General features: G+C 61.4%; 16 protein-coding genes and 1 tRNA gene. 5 read left to right on the top strand and 12 right to left on the bottom strand.

Features of this window, described 5'->3' with window-relative positions:
* Window positions 1–27: 27 nt before the first annotated feature.
* From HH303_RS09935 to HH303_RS09925, 3 genes are all read right to left on the bottom strand, one after another.
* Window positions 28–1,254, bottom strand: a complete 1,227-nt coding sequence (locus HH303_RS09935; RefSeq protein WP_319637367.1) for a multidrug effflux MFS transporter — start codon at window positions 1,252–1,254, stop codon at window positions 28–30.
* On the bottom strand, window positions 1,251–2,858 hold the full coding sequence (locus tag HH303_RS09930; RefSeq protein ID WP_169625189.1) for a phytoene desaturase family protein: 1,608 nt from the start codon (window positions 2,856–2,858) through the stop codon (window positions 1,251–1,253). Before HH303_RS09930 ends, HH303_RS09935 begins: the two co-directional genes overlap by 4 nt.
* Before the next feature lie 66 nt (window positions 2,859–2,924).
* A complete protein-coding gene (locus tag HH303_RS09925; protein ID WP_169625188.1) occupies window positions 2,925–3,533 on the bottom strand; it encodes a LysE family translocator in 609 nt (202 codons plus the stop codon).
* 153 nt (window positions 3,534–3,686) lie between these two features.
* On the opposite strand from HH303_RS09925, the gene HH303_RS09920 reads away from it, so the two are divergent.
* The 3 genes from HH303_RS09920 to HH303_RS09910 all read left to right on the top strand — a co-directional run bounded on the left by HH303_RS09920 (window position 3,687) and on the right by HH303_RS09910 (window position 7,527).
* On the top strand, window positions 3,687–5,372 hold the full coding sequence (locus tag HH303_RS09920) for a sensor domain-containing diguanylate cyclase (protein ID WP_169625187.1): 1,686 nt from the start codon (window positions 3,687–3,689) through the stop codon (window positions 5,370–5,372).
* 60 nt (window positions 5,373–5,432) lie between these two features.
* On the top strand, window positions 5,433–6,596 hold the full coding sequence (locus HH303_RS09915) for a GNAT family N-acetyltransferase (protein WP_169625186.1): 1,164 nt from the start codon (window positions 5,433–5,435) through the stop codon (window positions 6,594–6,596).
* Between the two features lie 91 nt (window positions 6,597–6,687).
* On the top strand, window positions 6,688–7,527 hold the full coding sequence (locus HH303_RS09910) for an isocitrate lyase/PEP mutase family protein (RefSeq protein WP_227421705.1): 840 nt from the start codon (window positions 6,688–6,690) through the stop codon (window positions 7,525–7,527).
* Window positions 7,528–7,575: 48 nt separating this feature from the next.
* Here HH303_RS09910 and ptsN read toward each other — a convergent pair whose 3' ends face one another.
* The 8 genes from ptsN to HH303_RS09870 form a co-directional block, all read right to left on the bottom strand.
* Window positions 7,576–8,046 carry a PTS IIA-like nitrogen regulatory protein PtsN gene (gene ptsN / locus HH303_RS09905; protein WP_169625185.1) on the bottom strand — a complete coding sequence of 157 codons (471 nt, stop codon included), beginning with the start codon at window positions 8,044–8,046 and terminating at the stop codon, window positions 7,576–7,578.
* Window positions 8,047–8,274: 228 nt separating this feature from the next.
* Entirely contained in the window at window positions 8,275–8,856 is a 582-nt protein-coding gene (gene hpf, locus HH303_RS09900; protein WP_169625184.1) for a ribosome hibernation-promoting factor, HPF/YfiA family, read from the bottom strand.
* 309 nt (window positions 8,857–9,165) lie between these two features.
* Window positions 9,166–10,683 carry an RNA polymerase factor sigma-54 gene (gene rpoN / locus HH303_RS09895; protein ID WP_169625183.1) on the bottom strand — a complete coding sequence of 506 codons (1,518 nt, stop codon included), beginning with the start codon at window positions 10,681–10,683 and terminating at the stop codon, window positions 9,166–9,168.
* A gap of 20 nt (window positions 10,684–10,703) precedes the next feature.
* A complete protein-coding gene (gene lptB / locus HH303_RS09890; RefSeq protein ID WP_169625765.1) occupies window positions 10,704–11,504 on the bottom strand; it encodes an LPS export ABC transporter ATP-binding protein in 801 nt (266 codons plus the stop codon).
* A 981-nt stretch (window positions 11,505–12,485) separates the two neighbouring features.
* A complete protein-coding gene (locus HH303_RS09885) occupies window positions 12,486–13,289 on the bottom strand; it encodes an LptA/OstA family protein (RefSeq protein ID WP_169625182.1) in 804 nt (267 codons plus the stop codon).
* Between the two features lie 9 nt (window positions 13,290–13,298).
* Window positions 13,299–13,976: an LPS export ABC transporter periplasmic protein LptC gene (gene lptC / locus HH303_RS09880; RefSeq protein ID WP_169625181.1), complete on the bottom strand. Its 678-nt coding sequence runs from the start codon at window positions 13,974–13,976 to the stop codon at window positions 13,299–13,301.
* Window positions 13,977–13,988: 12 nt separating this feature from the next.
* Window positions 13,989–15,017, bottom strand: coding sequence for a KpsF/GutQ family sugar-phosphate isomerase (locus tag HH303_RS09875; RefSeq protein ID WP_169625180.1), 1,029 nt, complete (start codon window positions 15,015–15,017; stop codon window positions 13,989–13,991).
* A gap of 126 nt (window positions 15,018–15,143) precedes the next feature.
* On the bottom strand, window positions 15,144–15,758 hold the full coding sequence (locus tag HH303_RS09870) for a ribonuclease D (RefSeq protein ID WP_169625179.1): 615 nt from the start codon (window positions 15,756–15,758) through the stop codon (window positions 15,144–15,146).
* Window positions 15,759–16,035: 277 nt separating this feature from the next.
* Between HH303_RS09870 and HH303_RS09865 the strand changes: the two genes are divergently transcribed.
* A complete protein-coding gene (locus HH303_RS09865) occupies window positions 16,036–16,890 on the top strand; it encodes a cytochrome c (protein WP_169625178.1) in 855 nt (284 codons plus the stop codon).
* Between the two features lie 193 nt (window positions 16,891–17,083).
* A complete protein-coding gene (locus tag HH303_RS09860) occupies window positions 17,084–17,842 on the top strand; it encodes a sulfite exporter TauE/SafE family protein (protein WP_169625177.1) in 759 nt (252 codons plus the stop codon).
* A 92-nt stretch (window positions 17,843–17,934) separates the two neighbouring features.
* Here HH303_RS09860 and HH303_RS09855 read toward each other — a convergent pair.
* Window positions 17,935–18,021, bottom strand: a tRNA-Leu gene (locus tag HH303_RS09855).
* Between the last annotated feature and the right edge of the window lie 109 nt (window positions 18,022–18,130).

The raw sequence follows: 18,130 nt of genomic DNA, 5'->3' as shown, positions 1-18,130 counted from the left end.
CGGCAACGCGCCGCAATATCCGCGAAGCTACCCTATCGTGCCGTGCTTCAACCCCTTATTGGTGATCAGCATGGTGAGGATTCCGAGACTGCCCAGGACGGCGAACCCCGCCAGCATGGGCTGCGCGGTACCGTTATAGGCCTGCCCCAGCAGACTGCCGAAGATCAGGGCCAGCATGGTGCTGCCCGCCCCGACAACGGCAGAGGCCGTGCCGGCGATATGGCCCAACGGTTCCATGGCAAGCGCGTTCAGATTGCCGAACAGCAATCCGACCCAAAAGAAACTGGATACGCCCCAGACCATAAAGGCCCATAGCGGCAAGTCGTGGCCGATCGATAATTCGATTGCGAAAAACAGGATCGAAATCAGGACCATGGCACTCAACGCGATGAAGGAAAGAAGCCGCATCCCGAATCGGTCCACCAAGCCCGCGTTCAGGATGGACGACACGCCGATGGACAAGGCCATGACCGAAAAATAGATCGGGAACATCTCACCCACGGCATAGATGTCCTGGAAAATCTGCTGGGCGCTGGTCAGGTAGCCGATAAAGGCGCCGAAGATCAGACCGGCGGCGATAGTGTAGCCCAGGGCGGCGCGGGTGGTGCAGGTTTCGATCGCCGCATGCCCGATCCGGCGGAACGATAGCGGCATCCGATTTTCCGGCGCCAAGGTTTCCGGCAAGCGCAACGTCATCCAAGCCGCGGCAATGCATCCCAGGACAATCAGGAAGATGAAGATCGCATGCCAGTTGAACAGGGTCAGGATCAACTGACCGATACTTGGCGCGACGACCGGAACCAGGATGAACACCGCCATGGCGAAAGACATGATCCGCGCCATACCCCGACCGGCATAACGATCGCGGACAACCGCCATCGTTACGGTGCGCGGACCCGCAACGCCCAATCCCTGAAGGATGCGGCCGATCAACATGGTTTCGAAATCGTGCGATACCAGCGACAGGATGCAGCCGAATCCGAACAGCAATAGCCCTGCCATAATCGCGCGCTTACGCCCGATGGAATCCGAGACCGGCCCGTAAACCAACTGCCCGATCGCGAAGCCCAGAAAAAACAGGGAAACGACGAATTGGGTTTCGTTCTGATCCGCGACACCCAGCGAGCTTCCGATGGCCGGAAGGGCAGGCAGCATGGAATCGATGGTCAGGGCGACCATGGAAAACAGCAACGCGACGAGACCGATGAACTCCGGGAGGCTTTGCTTGCTGTTTGCTTGGGGGGTATCGTTCACGCGATCCGTCTCCGCTTGATGTCTTTCAGGATTTCCGTCGCGGCGTTTCGGCCGGGAATGCCGCTGACGCCGCCGCCGGGATGGGCGCCGGACCCACAAAGATAGAGCCCGTCGACCGGCATTCTATGGTCGGCGAAGCCGGGCGCCGGCCGCAGGGAGAAAATCTGATCCAGATGCAGGGCGCCATGGAAGATATCGCCGCCGATCATGTTGAGCTTGCGTTCGATATCCAGCGGGCTGTTGACCTGCCGACCGACGATGGCCTGACGGAGATTCGGGCTGTATAGCGCGACCGTATCGATGATGTGATCGGCGACCTCTTCCTTCACATCGTCCCAGTTGCGCCCGTCCGGCAGGTTCCGACGGAAATGCTGGCAAAACAGGCTCATCACATGGCAGCCGTCCGGCGCCAGCGTGTCGTCCACCAGGGTCGGAATGCACATGGACACGACCGGCCCCTTGGCCCAGCCGGTGGCCCGCGCATCGTCCGACGCCTGCCGGATGTAATCCAGCGACGGGCAGATATCGATCGTGTTCTTCATGGCGGTCAGACCCGCCTCGTCATGATCGACCGTATCGAATTTCGGCAACTCGCTCAGCGCCACATTCATACGGAAGGTCGCGCTTTCGCTGCGCCAGCCTTTCAGCCGCTTGGCGAAACGCGGCGGCGTCAAGGCCGGGTCGATTAACTGACCGAACAGGACCTGCGGATGGACATTGGCGGAAACCAGCTTTGCATGGATCGTCGTGCCGTCTTCCAGAACGACGCCCTTGGCGCGGCCTTTCTCTACGATGACCTCCGCCACGCCCGATCCGGTTCGGATATCGACGCCGGATGCGCGGCAGGCATTCGCCATGGCCTGGGTGATCGCCCCCATGCCGCCCTTGGCATAGGCCCAGGCCCCGGTGCGCCCGTCGACCTGCCCGAAGACATGGTGCAGCAGGACATAGGCGGAACCCTGCGCATAGGGATCGACGAAATTTCCGATGATCCCTTCGAATCCGTAAAGCCCCTTGATCGGGTCGCTTTCGAACCAGCGGTCCAGATAGTCGCCGACCGACATGGTCATCAGGTCGGCCAAATCCTCCTGCTGATCCCTGGACAGTTTGCGCAGGACATTGCCCTGTTTCAGCAGCTTCCACAGGTCGCCCAGCCCGCCGCCCAGATTGGGCGGAACTTCCGACGCGATGGCGCGGATGGCATCGCCCAGGGATTCCAGCGTGTCCTCGAATTCGGGAAAGGCCTCGGCATCCGCCTTCGAGAACCGCGACAGGGCCTTCTGCGCGGCGGAAAGATCGCGCGGCAGATACATATGGTCGTCCTTCAGGATCGACAGGCTGCCGCCCGGACGGGGCAGGAGGGTCAGGCCATGCTTGTAGAGATCCAGGTCCTGAATGACGCTGCGGTCCAAAAGGCTGACCAGATAGGAAAAGACGGAATTGCGGAAGCCGGGATGAAATTCCTCCGTCAGGGCCGCGCCGCCGACCACGTCGCGGCGCTCCACCACGGTCACGTTCAAACCGGCCCGCGCCAGATAACCCGCACAGGTCAACCCGTTGTGACCGGCCCCGATCACCACCGCATCGACGGTTTCGACACTCATCCCGCATTCTCCCCACTTCGTATCGCGACGCGGAGCCCGACCGTCGCGATTGCGTGGGGCGGCGGATCAGGTCTGCGAGGCGATCAGTTTAACCCCGGCAAAGCCGAAAAATGCCGCCAGCAATCCGTCGATCGGACGCCGCGCGGCGGCATAGAGCGCCATCATGCGTTTCGTTGAAAACAGGATGGCATATCCACCGAATACGACGCTGCCCAGGATGGCGCAACCCGAGAGCAACAGCGCGATGGCGGAGAGCGAGGATTCCGCCGTGACGCCCAACGAGATGATCGCCGCCCAGGCCATGACCGATTTCGGATTGGTCAGGTGCACGGCCATGCCCTGACGATAGAATCCGGTGTCCTTCACCTTGCGCAGGGACGCGCCGCCCGGCGTCAGGGCCGAGCGGAATGCCTTCGCCGCGAGATAGAGGAGGTAAAGCCCGCCCACGATCTTCACCCAGATCAGGAAGGACGCGAATTGCGCCATGATCATGCCGAGACCGAAGGCGGCGCAAACGCCCCAGAAGATCGATATCGTCATCACCCCGGCGGCGAATTGCAACCCCGCCGACCGTCCGTGCGACGCCGCCGTCGCCATAATGCCGATCGTCGCCGGGCCCGGACTGGCCGTGGCGATCAGATAGGCCAACAATGCGATCTGAAGTTCCGGCTGCATCGCGCAATGCCTTTCCCAGAGTGTGTGATCTTTCGACTATAACAACCGAAAGAAGAATTGTCGAATATTGTCAATTGGTTACGGGCAATTCCCATGCTAGGCTGCTTTCGGGATGGATAGTGTAGGGTTCGATAATAGACGGGACAAGATTCCATGAGCCTGCGGCTGCAAACGGCATTGGCGCTGGCGATCGCGATTTTGGCGGTCAGCCTCGGCATCGGCTATGCCGTGACGCGCATTACCTCAGACCGGTTGGAGCAGGATATCGGCGGCTCCCTGGCCGAACTCGCTTTCATCATGGGCGACAAGTTGGACCGGGACATGGCCGCCCGTTCCGCGGAGGTTTACACGCTGACAGTCGTGGACGAATTACGCCATCCGGACGAACCCTCCCTGTCTCGGGAAATGCTCGACGCATTGCAAAACGCGGTTCCGGCCTTCTCCTGGCTGGGCGTTCTGTCGTCCGACGGCACGGTGGTGGCCGCATCGGGGGGCATTCTGGAAGGTCGGAATATCGCGCAGCGTCCCGTCTTTTCGGAAGGCATAAAGGGAAAATTCGTCGGCGACGTGCATGAAGCGGTTCTGCTGGCAAACCTGCTGCCCAATCCGACCGGCGAAGCGATGAAATTCGTCGACATCGCCTATCCGATTTTCAACCCGGCGGGCGAAACGGTCGGGGTTCTGGCCACACATCTAAGCTGGGGCTGGGCGCGGGAAATTCAGAAGGCGCTGCTGACCCGATCCAAAAACAGAAAGAATGTCGATATCTTCATCGTCGCCCGAGACGATCTTGTTCTCTTGGCCGACAGTGATGAAAAAATCGGACAGACGTTATCGTTGGATGCGGTGGCGAAGGCTCGCAGCGAGGGGCCCGGTTGGACGGTTGAAACATGGCCCGACGGACAGGATTATGTGACCGGGTATGCCGTGGCGGAAGGGTATGGCGATTTCGACGGTTTCGGCTGGACAGTGGTAACACGTCAGCCGGTGACGGAGGCCTTTGCGCCGATCAAGGACATGTCCCGTCGGATTGAAGCTTGGGGAATCGGGCTCGCCGTCCTGGTCGCGGCAACCGGATGGATCGCGGTCGGGGTTTTGACGCGACCGCTGGCCCAAATTGCGGCGTCCGCGGACCGAATCCGCAAGGGGGAGGAAATCGACATCCCGATCTTCCATCGCCCGATGGAGATCGCCGCCTTGTCGGATGGGCTGAACAAACTGATCCACGGATTGCGGAAGACCGAAAGTGCGTTGGATCAAATGGAAATGCATGCCCATCATGACCGCCTGACCGGTCTGCCCAATCGGTTGTCCTTGGATGTGTTCTTCGAAACGGCGGTACCGCGCGCGCGTCGGGACGAGTCTTCCATTGCGCTGTTGTATATTGATTTGGACGATTTCAAACCGGTCAACGATACTATGGGGCATGCGATGGGGGATTTCGTGCTTCAGGAAGTCGGCGTGCGTTTGTCCGGTATGTGTCGGGGGGGCGAGGTCGCCGCGCGACTGGGCGGCGACGAATTCGTGATGGTGGCCTTCGTTTCGAAAGAGGAAGGCCAGGTGGAGGCGGAAAACATTGCCGCGCGCATCGTGGAAGGCGTGGCCAAACCCTATATGCGGGATGGGCAGACCGCCCATATCGGATGCAGTGTCGGCGGCGCGTTTCTGCCGGGCGACGCGGAAACGGTGTCGGACCTATTCGCCCGGGCGGACGAGGCGCTCTATATCGCCAAAGAGGCTGGTAAGAACCGGTATGCCTTCGTTTCGGACGCAGGGCCTGCCGGACCGGAGGGCACGCGAAAACAAGGCGCATCGGGCGGATCGGGATCGTCGTCTTGATTTCGGGCCATCCGCGCCCAAACTTCCTTATCATTGCACTGCAAAATCAGGGGAAGCGCCATGCCTGACGGCGAAGGCCCGATCGTTGAAGTCTGCCAATCGCTCGCCGGTGTGGACCGGACGGCGTGGGACGCCTGCGCGGGGCCGGAGAATCCCTTCGTCAGTCACGATTTCCTGTCCGCGCTGGAAGAAAGCGGGTCGGTAAAGCCGGATACCGGCTGGTTGCCGCAACATCTATTGCTGCGCGATGCGGACCGCCAACTGATTGCCGCCATGCCGCTGTATCTGAAGGGGCACAGCCAGGGCGAATATGTGTTCGATTATAACTGGGCCCATGCCTATGAAAGCGCGGGGGGGCGGTATTATCCGAAGCTTCTGTCGGCGGTGCCGTTCACGCCGGTGCCCGGCCCCCGGCTGCTGTTGAGCAACGCGCCGGACCCGGCGGCGGCGGCGCAATACCTGATTTCCGCCATGGCCCAGATGGTGGAACGGCATGAAGTTTCCAGCCTGCACGTGAATTTCCTGGACCGGGATCAGGCCGACCAACTGGAACAGGCGGGGTTCCTGATCCGGCACGGCCATCAATTCCATTGGCACAATCGCGACTACGGCAGTTTCGACGACTTTCTAGGGGCCCTGTCGTCCCGCAAGCGCAAGGCGATCCGCAAGGAGCGGGCGGCGGTCATCGACGCGGGGCTGGATATCCGAACCCTGACCGGCGATGCGATCACGCCGGAATTGTGGAACGCGTTCTATGCCTTCTATACCGACACTTATGACCGGAAATGGGGCGGCCCCTATCTGACGCGGCCCTTCTTCGACCTGCTGCATGCCCGGATGCGCGACCGGGTCGTGCTGGTCCTGGCCTTCGATGATGGGGTGCCGATTGCAGGCGCCCTGAACCTATTGGGGACGGATGCCATTTTCGGCCGGAATTGGGGCTGTCTGGCCGACTACAAGTTTCTGCATTTTGAATTGTGCTATTACCGCGCCATCGATTTCGCCATCGAACACGGCCTGCCGCGCGTGGAGGCGGGGACCCAGGGCGAACACAAGATTCAACGCGGCTATATGCCCGTCACGACTTATTCGGCGCATCTGCTGCCCGATCCGAATTTCCGCGATGCCGTGGCCCGCTTTCTGGAAGCGGAACAGCGGCACGAGGCGCAGTATCGCGAGGAACTGGCCGCGACCGGCCCGTATCGGAATGATGGGACGGCCTGACGACGCCTGTCGGGACATGTCAGCATCATTCATGCCCAGGCATCTTTGTTCTTCCGTCCCTCGAAAGGTCGGATAGGGTCGGAGGACAGAAATGAAAGCTGGGGAGTTGGGCATGACTGTGCCGACGACGATGGACCAAGGCGCGGTGTTTCGGGCCATGCATTACGAAGGGACGGCCTTCGTCATCCCGAATCCATGGGATGTCGGATCGGCCCGGGTTCTTGCGAAATTGGGGTTTCGAGCCCTGGCGACGACCAGCGCTGGCATGGCCCATTCCATGGGGATGCGCGATGGGAGCGTTCCGCGCGATGCGGTGCTCGACCATTGCCGATGCTTGGCGGCCGCCACGTCGCTGCCGGTTTCCGCGGATTTGGAAAAAGGGTTCGGCGACACACCGGACAGTGCGGCGGAAACGATACGGGCCGCCGCTGCCACGGGCATTGCCGGCTGTTCGATTGAGGATCACACCGGAAACAGCCGGTCGCCAATCTTCGACTTCGAACTGGCGGTGGAGCGTATCGCCGCCGCGGTCGAAGCAGCGCGCGGGCTTGGCCGAGATTTCGTTCTGACGGCGCGGTGCGAGAACTTCCTCTGGGACCGGCCCGACCTCAATGACACGGTGCGTCGCCTTAGCGCGTTCGCCGAGGCGGGCGCCGATGTGCTCTATGCGCCGGGGCTTCCCGATATCGGCGCCGTGAGGGAGGTTTGTGCGATTGGCAAGCCCGTGAACTTCCTGAATGAAGTTCCGGGTGGAACATTCGACCTTCAGGAACTTTCCGAAGCGGGCGTTGCGAGAGTCAGCGTCGGCGCGGCCTTGTCGCTCTTTGCTTGGGGCGGCTTCGTCAAGGCGGCCCGCGAACTGGCCGAAAACGGTAGGTTTACCAGTTTCGACGGCAGCATCGGATTTGCCGAGATGGATGCGTTCTTTTAGGCGCGATTAACCGCCCAAAAACGGTCTGACGGATACGGTACGATCCTGTTAAGCCGCGTGGCTGGCCGAGGTCGACGGCTCCGTCAAAAGGCCGTAGAGCGCGTCCGCCTGATCGGAGCCGCGTAGCTTTTCGCACATGTCGCGGTCGCGGAACAGACGGGACACCCGGGCCAGGGCTTTCAGATGGTCGGCGCCCGCGTCCAGCGGCGCCAGAAGGGCAAACAGGATATCCACCGGCTGGTCGTCGATCGCGTCGAAATCGATCGGTTTCGTCAGACGGGCGAAAATCCCATAGGGACGGTCGAGGCCCGCCAGTTTGCCGTGCGGAATGGCGATGCCCTTGCCGACACCGGTGGTGCCCAGGCGTTCCCGCTCCAGCAGCGTATCGAAGATCGCCCGTTCTTCCAGACCGGTAACGCGGGCCGCGCGGCGCGCCACTTCCTGCAAGGCCTGTTTTTTCGAAGCGACATTCAGCTTCTCGATCACCGACTCCGCGGAAAGAAGATCATACAGTTCCATTACCTGTCACTCAGCCTCGAAGTTGCCCGTCCGCGCAAGGGAACCGTCCGTGCCATGAGGCCGGACGGCTGCCTACGCAGGGTTAACGCCAGGGATTTGCCCCTCGGGATCCGCTTCCCTGACGGAGGCGGAGTCCCAGTATCACCCTTTTCGCCACGCCGACCGACCCTATCACGGGAAATCGGCGCGGCGACTCGTTTTATCTCCGGTCGAACGGTTCTCCGCCGGTCAGGCCCCCGATTCGGGGTCGACCCAGCCGATATTTCCGTCCGGTCGGACATAAACCATATTGATCCGGCCGTTCTTCGTATTCCGGAAGAGGTAGGCCGGATGGTTCGCCAGATCCATCCGCATCGTCGCCTCGCCGACGGTCATGGTTTCGACCTCTGTCGGCATTTCGGCAACGATGATCGGTTCATCCTGCTCGTTATGGTCCTCTTCGTCCGCGCTCGGTTCCGGTTCGGCGCGCAGAACATATTGCAGGGCCGGCACGGCTTCCGCCGTGGACAGCTTGTGCTTATGGTCGCGCAGCCGCCGTTTGTAGCGGCGCAGACGTTTCGTTACATGTTGGGTCGCCTCGTCGACCGCGCCATAGGCGTCATTTCCTGCCCCGTGGCCATGGACCAATACCCGCTTGGAAACATGGACCTGGATATCTACGGAAAAGCGCCCACCGTCTTTGGTTATGGTTACCGCCGTGTCGGTCGTATTGTCGAAATACTTCCCGATCGCGTCCGGCAGCGTGTCCTCGATATGTGTGCGGAGTGCATCACCGATATCGACCTGTTTACCTTTTACGGAGAGTTGCATAGTGCGCCCGATACCTTTCACGGTCTCATTGCCGCCGCTGTGTCGACGGCCATTATTGACGGCCCGCGTATCGGAAGGGCCCGATTGACTGAATGGGCCGCCCTCTTGCCGTATATCGTACTTCGAATCCTCGGCGGGTCGCATCACTTTTTTGATTCCGGACATCACGATATTTTTCGCGATCCATTCCGGGAGGCAGCTTCACCACCTCACGCCACCGAACGGGGCCGGAACCTAGTCGATGCGCGCCCGCCTTGTCAAGCGCAGGGGTTTCTATCTTAAGATATTGTTATATAGGGGAAAAACTGATCAGAGGGCGGCGCGTTTCTGGCGTCGCCGTTGAACGGAGGACGGAATCCGCATCGCCTCGCGGTATTTTGCCACCGTGCGCCGTGCGATATCGATGCCTTCGTCATTCAGCATTTCGACCAGCCGATCGTCGGATAGAACCGCATCGGGGGCTTCCGCATCGATCAGCGTCTTGATCCGATGACGGACGGATTCCGCCGAATGGGTGTCGCCCGACGTTCCGGCGATGGCGGTGGTGAAGAAATATTTCAGTTCGAACAGCCCACGCGGTGTCGCCATGTATTTGTTGGACGTGACCCGGCTGACCGTCGATTCGTGCATTTCGATCGCTTCGGCGATATCGCGCAGGATCAGGGGCTTCAGATGGCCGACCCCGTGCCGCAGGAAGCCGGACTGCTGACGCACGATTTCCGTGGACACCTTCAGGATCGTCGTCGCCCGTTGTTGCAGGCTTTTCACCAACCAGTTCGCGGTGTGGAAGCGTTCGGCGATGAACTCCTTTTCCGTCTTATCGCGGGCGCTGGCGGCGACGGTCGCATAGTAGCGTTCGTTCACCAGGACTTTCGGCAGCGTGTCCTGGTTCAGTTCGATGAGCCAATCGCCATCCGGCCCGACGCTGACCAGGACATCCGGCACGACCGGCTGCGTATCCTCGAACCCGAAGGCCGCGGCGGGGCGCGGGTCCAGGGCGCGGATTTCCGCCACCATCTCGATCAAGTCTTCCGAATCGACGCCGCACAGCTTGCATAATTTGCCGATTTCCTGGCGCGCCAACAGGTCCAGATTGTCCAGCAGCGCCGCCATGGCGGGGTCGAACCGGTTCTTGTCTTCCAATTGCAGCTTCAGGCATTCCTGAAGCGATCTTGCGAACAGGCCCGGCGGATCGAACCGCTGCATCCGGGCAAGCACGCCGTCGACCAATTGGATGTCGCAGCCCAGACGTTCGGCGATATCGGCCGTGTCCTCGACCAACCGTCCGTTCCCGTCCAGGGCGTCGATCAGATGACGGCCGATCAGTTTTTCCACCGGCGATTTCAGGTCCAATTGCAATTGGTCTTCCAAGTGATCGACCAGCGTGCGCGCCTCGCTGAACGTCGCTTCCAGATCCGGCAGGTCGTCGTCGAAACCGCGCTGGGCGAAATCCGGCCCGGATCGTCCGCGATCCGATCCGAAATCCGCACCCGGTCCGGCGATTTCGCCGTCATAGGTGTTCGAATAGTCGGTATCCAGCGGACTGTCGCTACCCGCGCCGGGCATGGCGTCGGGGGATAGAAGCTCCGCGCTGTCCGTGCGGGCGGCGTCGACGGCGGGGCCGTCATAGGGGTCGCGGACTTCCTCGTCGCGCCCGGTCCTGGTCGCGTCATCGCGCTCCAGCATCGGGTTTTGTTCAAGCTCCGTCTCGACATAGGCGACGAGGTCCTGACTGGACAATTGCAGCAGCTTGATCGCCTGCTGCAATTGCGGCGTCATGACCAGGTTCTGACTTTGCCTGAGATCCAGCCTTTGTGTGATCGACATGCGTCCCCCCGCCCCGATCGCTACAAGGAGAACTTATCCCCGAGATAGACCCGCCGTACTTCCTGGTTGGCGACGATCTCGTCGGGGGTGCCTTCCATCAGAACATTGCCGTCGTGCAGAATGTAGGCACGATCGACGATGTCGAGGGTTTCCCGGACATTGTGATCGGTGATCAGAACGCCGATGCCGCGATCTTTCAGGTGGCTGACCAATCCACGGATATCGCGGACCGCGATGGGGTCGATCCCGGCCAGCGGTTCGTCCAGCAGCACGAAATTCGGCTGACTGGCGAGCGCCCGGGCGATTTCCAGCCGACGGCGTTCCCCGCCGGACAGTGCGATCGCGGGCGTCCGGCGCAGATGGGTGATCGAAAATTCGGCCAGCAGGGCCTCCAGGGTCACCTCCCGCTTTTCGCGGTTCTTCTCGATCAGTTCCAGCACCGCCATGATGTTTTGTTCGACGGACAGGCCCCGGAAAATCGACGATTCCTGAGGCAGATATCCAATGCCCAGGCGGGAGCGCCGATACATCGGCAATTCCGTGATATCGACGCCGTCCAGCACGATCTGACCGTAATCCGTTGGGATCAAACCGGTCACGATATAAAAGCAGGTCGTCTTGCCCGCACCGTTCGGACCCAGCAGGCCGACGGCCTCCCCCCGCTGCACGCGCAGGGAAACGTCACGCAGGACCGGGCGCTTCTTGAACTGCTTGCCCAGCGAATGGACCACCAGACCTTCATTCTTGGTGATCAGGACGGGCTTGCGCGGGGCGGGACGGTCGGCATCCGCAGACGCTGTCTGGACCGATTTCGGCTTCATCGGAATCGGGGCGGCCGTACGCGACGGGTCGCGAACCGTTTCGCGTTGCGGCGGATTGCGATCCGATGCGGCGCGCGGCGGCGTTTCCGGTGCGCGAGGCACCTCCGGTGTATGATGCGTCTCGGGCGGGCGTGTCGTCTCGGCTGGGCGTGTCGTCGCAGGGGCGCGTGTCGGTTGGGGCGGCCGGGGCTGGCGTATCGGATCGATATCCTGCTCCAGCCGGTGCCCGTCTTCCCGCGCATGACGATCCATGGACGGGGCATCGATTTCGGATTGCCGCGCTTCGGTCGGATGTCGGGGCAGCGGCGGTTCGGCGGCGGTATGGCGCGGTTCCGGCGATGCCGTTCTTTCGGTTTGCGACGGGCCGCGTGTCGCGTGCCTATCCTCGCGTTGGGCCGGTGGCTTTCCGTGTTGATACGGGTCTGGTCGTCTCAGGCCATCATCCTCGAAACGCGGTTTCGGCGGTTCGGGCAAGTCCTGAAAACGGTCGCCGGGATGCGGGGCGGGATTGTTGGAAACCGGTTTTCGGGGCGGTTCCGCATTATTGGGTGAGGCACTGTTGTTCGTTGAGGCGCTGGGCCGGTGCGGAATACCGGCAATGGATCCGGAAAAGCTGGGCGGGCGCGACAAACGCGGCTCCCTGAGGCGCGGCGGCTGGGTGTCCGCGCGGTCCACCGGACGACCGGCATCGTCGGGCCGGTCCGCAAACAATCCGCGTTGATTGTCGGCTTCCCCGATGTTGCCGTGTTCGCCGTCGCCAAGTCGGCTTTCGCCGCCGCGCCGTTCCAGCTTCGGTTCCCGTCCCTTGCGGTCTTCGTCTTCGCGATCCGCCATTTGCCCGATCGTTCCTTACCTAAATACAACACTCATCAACAGGCTCGCGGGGACGAGTCTAGCCGGTTATGGCGCCGACGCCAAGCAAAGCAATCAAATTGGCACCGGAATTGCATTTAAAGTGACGATAGGCGGTAGGATGGGATGTCACTCCGTCGGCAGAATAAGGCCTTTAACCTTGCCGCCGTTACCGCCGCCTTGCAGCGTGCTGCGGCCGGTTTTCATGTTCACGACCGCGCATTCCCCGTTCAATTGGTTGTTGTCACGGGTGATTTTGACCTTGCCGCAGATCGTGGCCTTTTCCTCGTCCACCATATAGACGCCTTCATTGCCGGTGACGATATCCGTCGGGGTGGAGACATGGACGCCGCCGGTCGCATCGATCCGTTTGACGCGCGTTTGTCCGCCGTCGGCGCCCGCCTCCAGGAAGGCGGTCAGAACACCGGCCTGCAGGCGACGGTCGTTTTGGATGACCAGGGCGTTGCCGCGGGCAACGGCGATCTGACGTTCTTCCCAATATTCCAGGCTTTCATCCGCCGTGATCGTGCCCCGGTCCGTGACCATCTGAAGATCCTCGCCGACCAGCACGGCAACACGTTTGTCCATATGGTAAACGGCCTTGTCGCCGGACGCCTCGGACCCGTTCGCGGTGATCACGACATGACCGTCCGCGTCGAGGCGGAAAATCACCTGACGACCGTCCTCTTCCCGATAGAACGCGGTCAACGTGTCGGCGGTGACCGTCATTCCGTCCCGTGTCGCGGTCGCGTTGCCATAGGCCCGGTATTGCTGAAGATCGCGAATCCATTCGATGCCGTCATCGGCCTCGATTTCGATGCCGCCGTCGCCGCCCAGCGTCGCGTCCTGCGCGATTGCCGATCCGATGCCCGGCGGGGCAAGAACGGCCAGCGCCAATAGAAGTGCGAGAATGGGAAAGAACCGGCTGGTCATGGCGGCGTTTTAATCCGTTTGATAAATGATGACCCGGGCATGGCCGGTCAGTTGGACCTGCGCCCCTCGGTCGACAATTTGAAATCCCTCGGCCTCCAGATAACCGAACGGGCCCTGACCGGTCACAGGGTCGAACCCATAGGCGCTGCCCCCCATCAGGTCCAGTGTCGCGCTTTCGGTCAGGAATTCGTACCCCTGATCGTGAAACAGATTCACGGCATCGCGCAGTTCCAGAATTTGAGTGTCGCGGTCTAGGGATCCCGTCTTTGCCGTGACCAGCGCCCAGCTTCCATCCGTCAGGTTGATATCCGCGCGGGGCTGGGTGAATTGGACCAGGGTTGCGTCGATGGATGCCTGTTGCACGGATGCGGCGGTCACGGTGTAACGCTGCCCGTCTTCCCCGGTGCCGGAATAGCGCGCTTCGCTGACTTCCAAATGTTCGGACACCAACCGCCCGGCGCCGGTCAACTTGTCGCCGACTTCGCGACCTTCCTGTTCCAGATAGGGCCAGAGTGCCAGCAACGCCAACAGGACGACGGCAAGCGTCGGCAGCAGGATTTTCAGCCATCCGACCAACCGACCATAGGATCGGTCGAAATTCCGCTGACCGATGGTCAGCGGAATGCGGGATCCTTTCGGTTCGGTTTCCGCCATCGCCGCGCCTTCTTCATATCCTGTCGCCGCCACGGCCCGTCCTCGTCAGGCGACCCCGGCGCGCAGGAAATCGTGAACATGGACGATCCCTTCCGGCCGATTGTCCGCGTCGACGACAAAGATCGCCGTGATCTTGCGCGTATTCATCTGATTGAGAACTTCCGCTGCCAAGGCGTCCGCGGAAACGGTGATCGGGTTCTTTGTCATCACGTCCTCGACATTCCGCTGCATCAGATCCGCCGACATATGGCGCCGCAGGTCGCCGTCCGTGACGATGCCGATCAAGCGCCCGTCGGCATCCACGACACCGCTGCACCCGAAATGTTTCGAGGTTATGGTGATCACCGCCTGATCCATGCGTTGATCGGATGTAATCAAGGGCAGTTCCGTATCGGAATGCATCAGATCGCGGACGCGGGACAGTTGCCGTCCCAGCTTGCCGCCCGGATGGAAAATACGAAAATCGGCCGCCGTGAAACCTTTCCGTTCCAGCAAGGCAACCGCCAACGCATCGCCCAGCGCCAGGGTCATGGTGGTCGACGTCGTCGGCGCCAGGCCCAACGCCCCAGCTTCCGGTTCGTCCGGCAGGATCAGCGCGACACTCGCCTCCTTCGCAAGGGTGGACCCGGCACGTCCCGTCACGGCAATCATCGGAATGCGGAATCGTTTTACATGCAGGACAAGGTCCGTCAGTTCCGCCGTTTCGCCGGAATTGCTGATCGCCAGAACGGCATCGCGTTCGGTAATCATGCCCAGGTCGCCGTGGCTGGCCTCTCCCGGATGGACGAATTGCGCGGGCGTTCCGGTGGAGGCGAAGGTCGCCGCGATCTTTCGCCCGACATGCCCGCTTTTCCCCATGCCGCTGACGATCAGGCGGCCCGACCCCTTACCCTCTTCGGTCAGGGCGGCCAGGATATCGAGCGCGGCAAGAAAGTCACCGTTCAACTCCGATGCCATCCGCAGAAGGGCCGCGGCTTCCGCCTCCAGGACGGCACGCCCGGCATCCAAATCTGTGTGAGCGGTGTTGGCCCCTTCGGCGGCCCCCAGTGCCCGTTTCGACACGGTTTGGGACATTCAACTCTCTTTCGATTGCTAATCTTCTTTTGACTACCGAATTTCGTTCGGCGGCATTTGACGCCGATCCGACGAATGCCTTGCCGGGTCTTCTCCCGGCCCGCCGGACGTCGGAACGGGCTTGCGTCAGGAATGGGCGAAAATATCCGTTTCGGCCCAACCCATCAGATCCAGTTCCGCCCGGACGGGCAGGAAATCGAAGCAGGCCTGGGCCAGGTGATCCCGGCCTTCCCGCTTCAGCATCCCATCCAGCTTGTCCTTCAACGCATGCAGGTGCAGGACGTCGGACGCGGCATAGGCGAGTTGCGCATCGCTCAAATCCGGGGCGGCCCAGTCGGAGCTTTGCTGCTGCTTCGACATATCGATACCCAGAAGCTCTTTCGCAAGAGTGGAGAGCGAATGACGGTCCGTATAGGTTCGAACAAGCTTGGAGGCAATCTTGGTGCAATAGATGGGGCCCATCGTAACGCCCAGCCATTGGCGGCAGATGGCGACGTCGAACCGCGCGAAATGAAGGATTTTCAGAACCGACGGGTCGGCCAGCAGGCGCTTCAGGTTCGGCGCCTCGTAGGCGCCGGGTGCGAATTGCACCAGATGGCTGGTGCCGTCACCGGCGGAGAGCTGTGCGACGCACAGCCGGTCGCGCAGGGGATTCAGCCCTTGGGTTTCCGTATCGATCGCCACCGCGTCGCCGAAATCGATCCCGTTGGGAAGATCGCCTTTGTGCAAATGAATCGTCAAACCCACCTCTCCTTCCGGACTCTTTCCGCGACACCCGACCGATGCGGCAATTTCCAAAACCGAGCGAACCGGCACGGCGAACCGACCGGCACAAAGAAATCATTGTTCCAATTCCCTGGATTCTAACAAGATTCCTCCCATTTCGTACAGCCTTTTGGCGTTGCGGACGCTGAGGCGATTCTGCGGTAGGATGCTATGGATTGTGCTTTTCTTTCGGGGCCGGGAAGAATAAATGAGCCGGCGCTTGGAGGGGCGTTCCAATTGGAGAAAATCCAGAATGACGAAATCGTATCGTCGCAGCCTGATCGGGGGGATCGGGTTCGTCGTTGCAATGGCTCTCGGTGGCGTGAATGCCGGGGCCGAAACGCTGCTTGAACGCGGCACTTACTTGATGCGGTCGGTCGCGGCCTGCGCCAACTGTCACACGCCGAAGGGGCCGCAAGGCGATATCCCGGACATGGAACTGGCCGGGATGGAAAACCTGATGGTCACGCCCGGCTTCACGGCGCATGCTCCGAATATCACGCCGGATGTCGAAACCGGGATCGGCGCCTGGACCGACGCGCAATTGATCAAGGCGATCCGCGAAGGAGTCCGCCCGGACGGCACGATCGTCGGCCCGCCGATGCCGATCGCGTTGTATCGCGGCCTGTCCGATCGGGACGTGGAAGCGATCGTTGCCTATATCCGTGCGGTTCCCGCCGTTCGCAATGCGGTTCCGCGATCCGTCTACGCCATGCCGCTGCCGCCGTCCTATGGTCCGCCAGTCGGTTCGGTGGCGGACGTTCCGTCCGACGATCCGGTCGTTTACGGCGCCTATCTCGCGGGTCCGGTCGCGCATTGCGTGGAATGTCATTCGCCGATGGGGGACCAGGGCCCGGATTGGCAGAACCAAGCCGGTGCGGGCGGTCTCGCCTTCGACGGCCCCTGGGGACAAAGCGTATCGGCAAATCTGACGCCGACCGGCCTGTCCGACTATTCCGATGACGAAATCAAGTCCATGGTCCGCACGGGGGTTCATCCCGACGGCCACCGCCTGATGCCGCCGATGGGCTATGCCTATTACGCCGGAATGAAGGAAGAGGATATGAACGCGATCGTCGCCTATCTGCGCCAATTGCCCGCGCGGTAGGGCCGATCACTATACAGGACTCCAAGATTCGTTACAGAAAGGCCCCGCCGTGTTGGCGGGGCTTTTTTCGTTCGGGCAATTGCGTGACAGGATGGATCGGAACAAGGCTGCTCCCGGCGATATCGGAAGGGTTTATTCGTTCTATTTGAAAGGATGTCGGCCATATTGTCCTCCCATCGGAAAAGGGAATGTCATGGACGCGACGCAAGCCGTCATTTTGGTCGGGATCGGACTTTTCGGGGGGATATGGAACGCGGTTGCGGGCGGGGCCACGCTGTTCACCTTTCCGGCCCTGATGGCCGTCGGGCTGCCGTCCGTCGTCGCGAATGCGACGAACTACGTCGCCCTATTCCCGTCGAATGCCGCGGCCCTCCCCGCCTATCGGGAGGAGTTGCGCGGCGTTGGCGGACAGCTGCTGCCGCTGCTGGTCGTGTCGGGCCTTGGCGCCGTCGTCGGGTCGCTCCTGCTGCTTGCGTCGGATCCCGACTTCTTTGTCGCGCTCATACCGTTTCTCATCCTTCTGGCGACGGGTCTCTTCGCCTTTGGGGACGCTCTGCGCGCTTGGCTGTTGAGAAAGATCGGGGACGGCCATGGTCGCACCGCGATCTACGCGACGCTTTTCGTGTCGTCGATCTATGGCGGGTATTTCGGGGCGGGTCTCGGGATCATCCTATTGGCGATCGCGCAGTTGATGGGGTTCACCAACTTTCACACCGCCAACAGCATCAAGAACCTGTTGGCGACGAGCTTCACCCTCTTGAGCATCATCGTCTTTGGCGTCGGCGGGTTGATCGCATGGCCGCAAGCGGTCGCGATGATGGTGGGCAGCACGATCGGGGGATATGTGGGGGGCCGTTTGGCGCGGCGTGTGAACACGCGCTATCTGCGCGGCGTCGTCATCGCCTTCGGTCTCGTCCTGTCGCTGGTATATTTCTTCCGGACCTTCGCCTGACCTTGGTCCCGTCAGAAATTGGGCAACCGGGACGGTCCGCTTGGAGGGATGCCCTCCAAACTTTCAATACCCAACATTTTAATCAGAGAAGATGGTGCCCAGGAGAAGACTCGAACTTCCACGCCCTTTCGGGCACAGGTACCTGAAACCTGCGCGTCTACCAATTCCGCCACCTGGGCTTAGGGGCATCTGTCGGTGCGGCGCGGAAAATGTCGATAAGAAGGGGTAATGTCAAGCGGTGCTTTCGCGCGGCCGCAGCTTTTTTTGAAAGTTTTTTTGCGTCCCGCG

This window comes from Pacificispira spongiicola (assembly GCF_012926505.1).
GTDB classification, from domain to species: Bacteria; Pseudomonadota; Alphaproteobacteria; order UBA8366; family Aestuariispiraceae; genus Pacificispira; species Pacificispira spongiicola.
The sequence above is the reverse complement of the archived record's forward strand: the minus strand, read 5'-3'. Positions and strand labels throughout refer to the sequence as shown.

What these genes read in the sequence shown, in the direction of transcription:
- hpf (WP_169625184.1), bottom strand. Translation starts at nt 8,856, where the DNA reads ATGCAACTCTCCGTAAAAGGTAAACAGGTCGATATCGGTGATGCACTC.
- HH303_RS09865 (WP_169625178.1), top strand. Translation starts at nt 16,036, where the DNA reads ATGACGAAATCGTATCGTCGCAGCCTGATCGGGGGGATCGGGTTCGTC.
- HH303_RS09910 (WP_227421705.1), top strand. Translation starts at nt 6,688, where the DNA reads ATGAAAGCTGGGGAGTTGGGCATGACTGTGCCGACGACGATGGACCAA.
- rpoN (WP_169625183.1), bottom strand. Translation starts at nt 10,683, where the DNA reads ATGTCGATCACACAAAGGCTGGATCTCAGGCAAAGTCAGAACCTGGTC.
- lptB (WP_169625765.1), bottom strand. Translation starts at nt 11,504, where the DNA reads ATGAAGCCGAAATCGGTCCAGACAGCGTCTGCGGATGCCGACCGTCCC.
- HH303_RS09925 (WP_169625188.1), bottom strand. Translation starts at nt 3,533, where the DNA reads ATGCAGCCGGAACTTCAGATCGCATTGTTGGCCTATCTGATCGCCACG.
- ptsN (WP_169625185.1), bottom strand. Translation starts at nt 8,046, where the DNA reads ATGGAACTGTATGATCTTCTTTCCGCGGAGTCGGTGATCGAGAAGCTG.
- HH303_RS09930 (WP_169625189.1), bottom strand. Translation starts at nt 2,858, where the DNA reads ATGAGTGTCGAAACCGTCGATGCGGTGGTGATCGGGGCCGGTCACAAC.
- HH303_RS09915 (WP_169625186.1), top strand. Translation starts at nt 5,433, where the DNA reads ATGCCTGACGGCGAAGGCCCGATCGTTGAAGTCTGCCAATCGCTCGCC.
- HH303_RS09875 (WP_169625180.1), bottom strand. Translation starts at nt 15,017, where the DNA reads ATGTCCCAAACCGTGTCGAAACGGGCACTGGGGGCCGCCGAAGGGGCC.
- HH303_RS09920 (WP_169625187.1), top strand. Translation starts at nt 3,687, where the DNA reads ATGAGCCTGCGGCTGCAAACGGCATTGGCGCTGGCGATCGCGATTTTG.
- HH303_RS09885 (WP_169625182.1), bottom strand. Translation starts at nt 13,289, where the DNA reads ATGACCAGCCGGTTCTTTCCCATTCTCGCACTTCTATTGGCGCTGGCC.
- HH303_RS09860 (WP_169625177.1), top strand. Translation starts at nt 17,084, where the DNA reads ATGGACGCGACGCAAGCCGTCATTTTGGTCGGGATCGGACTTTTCGGG.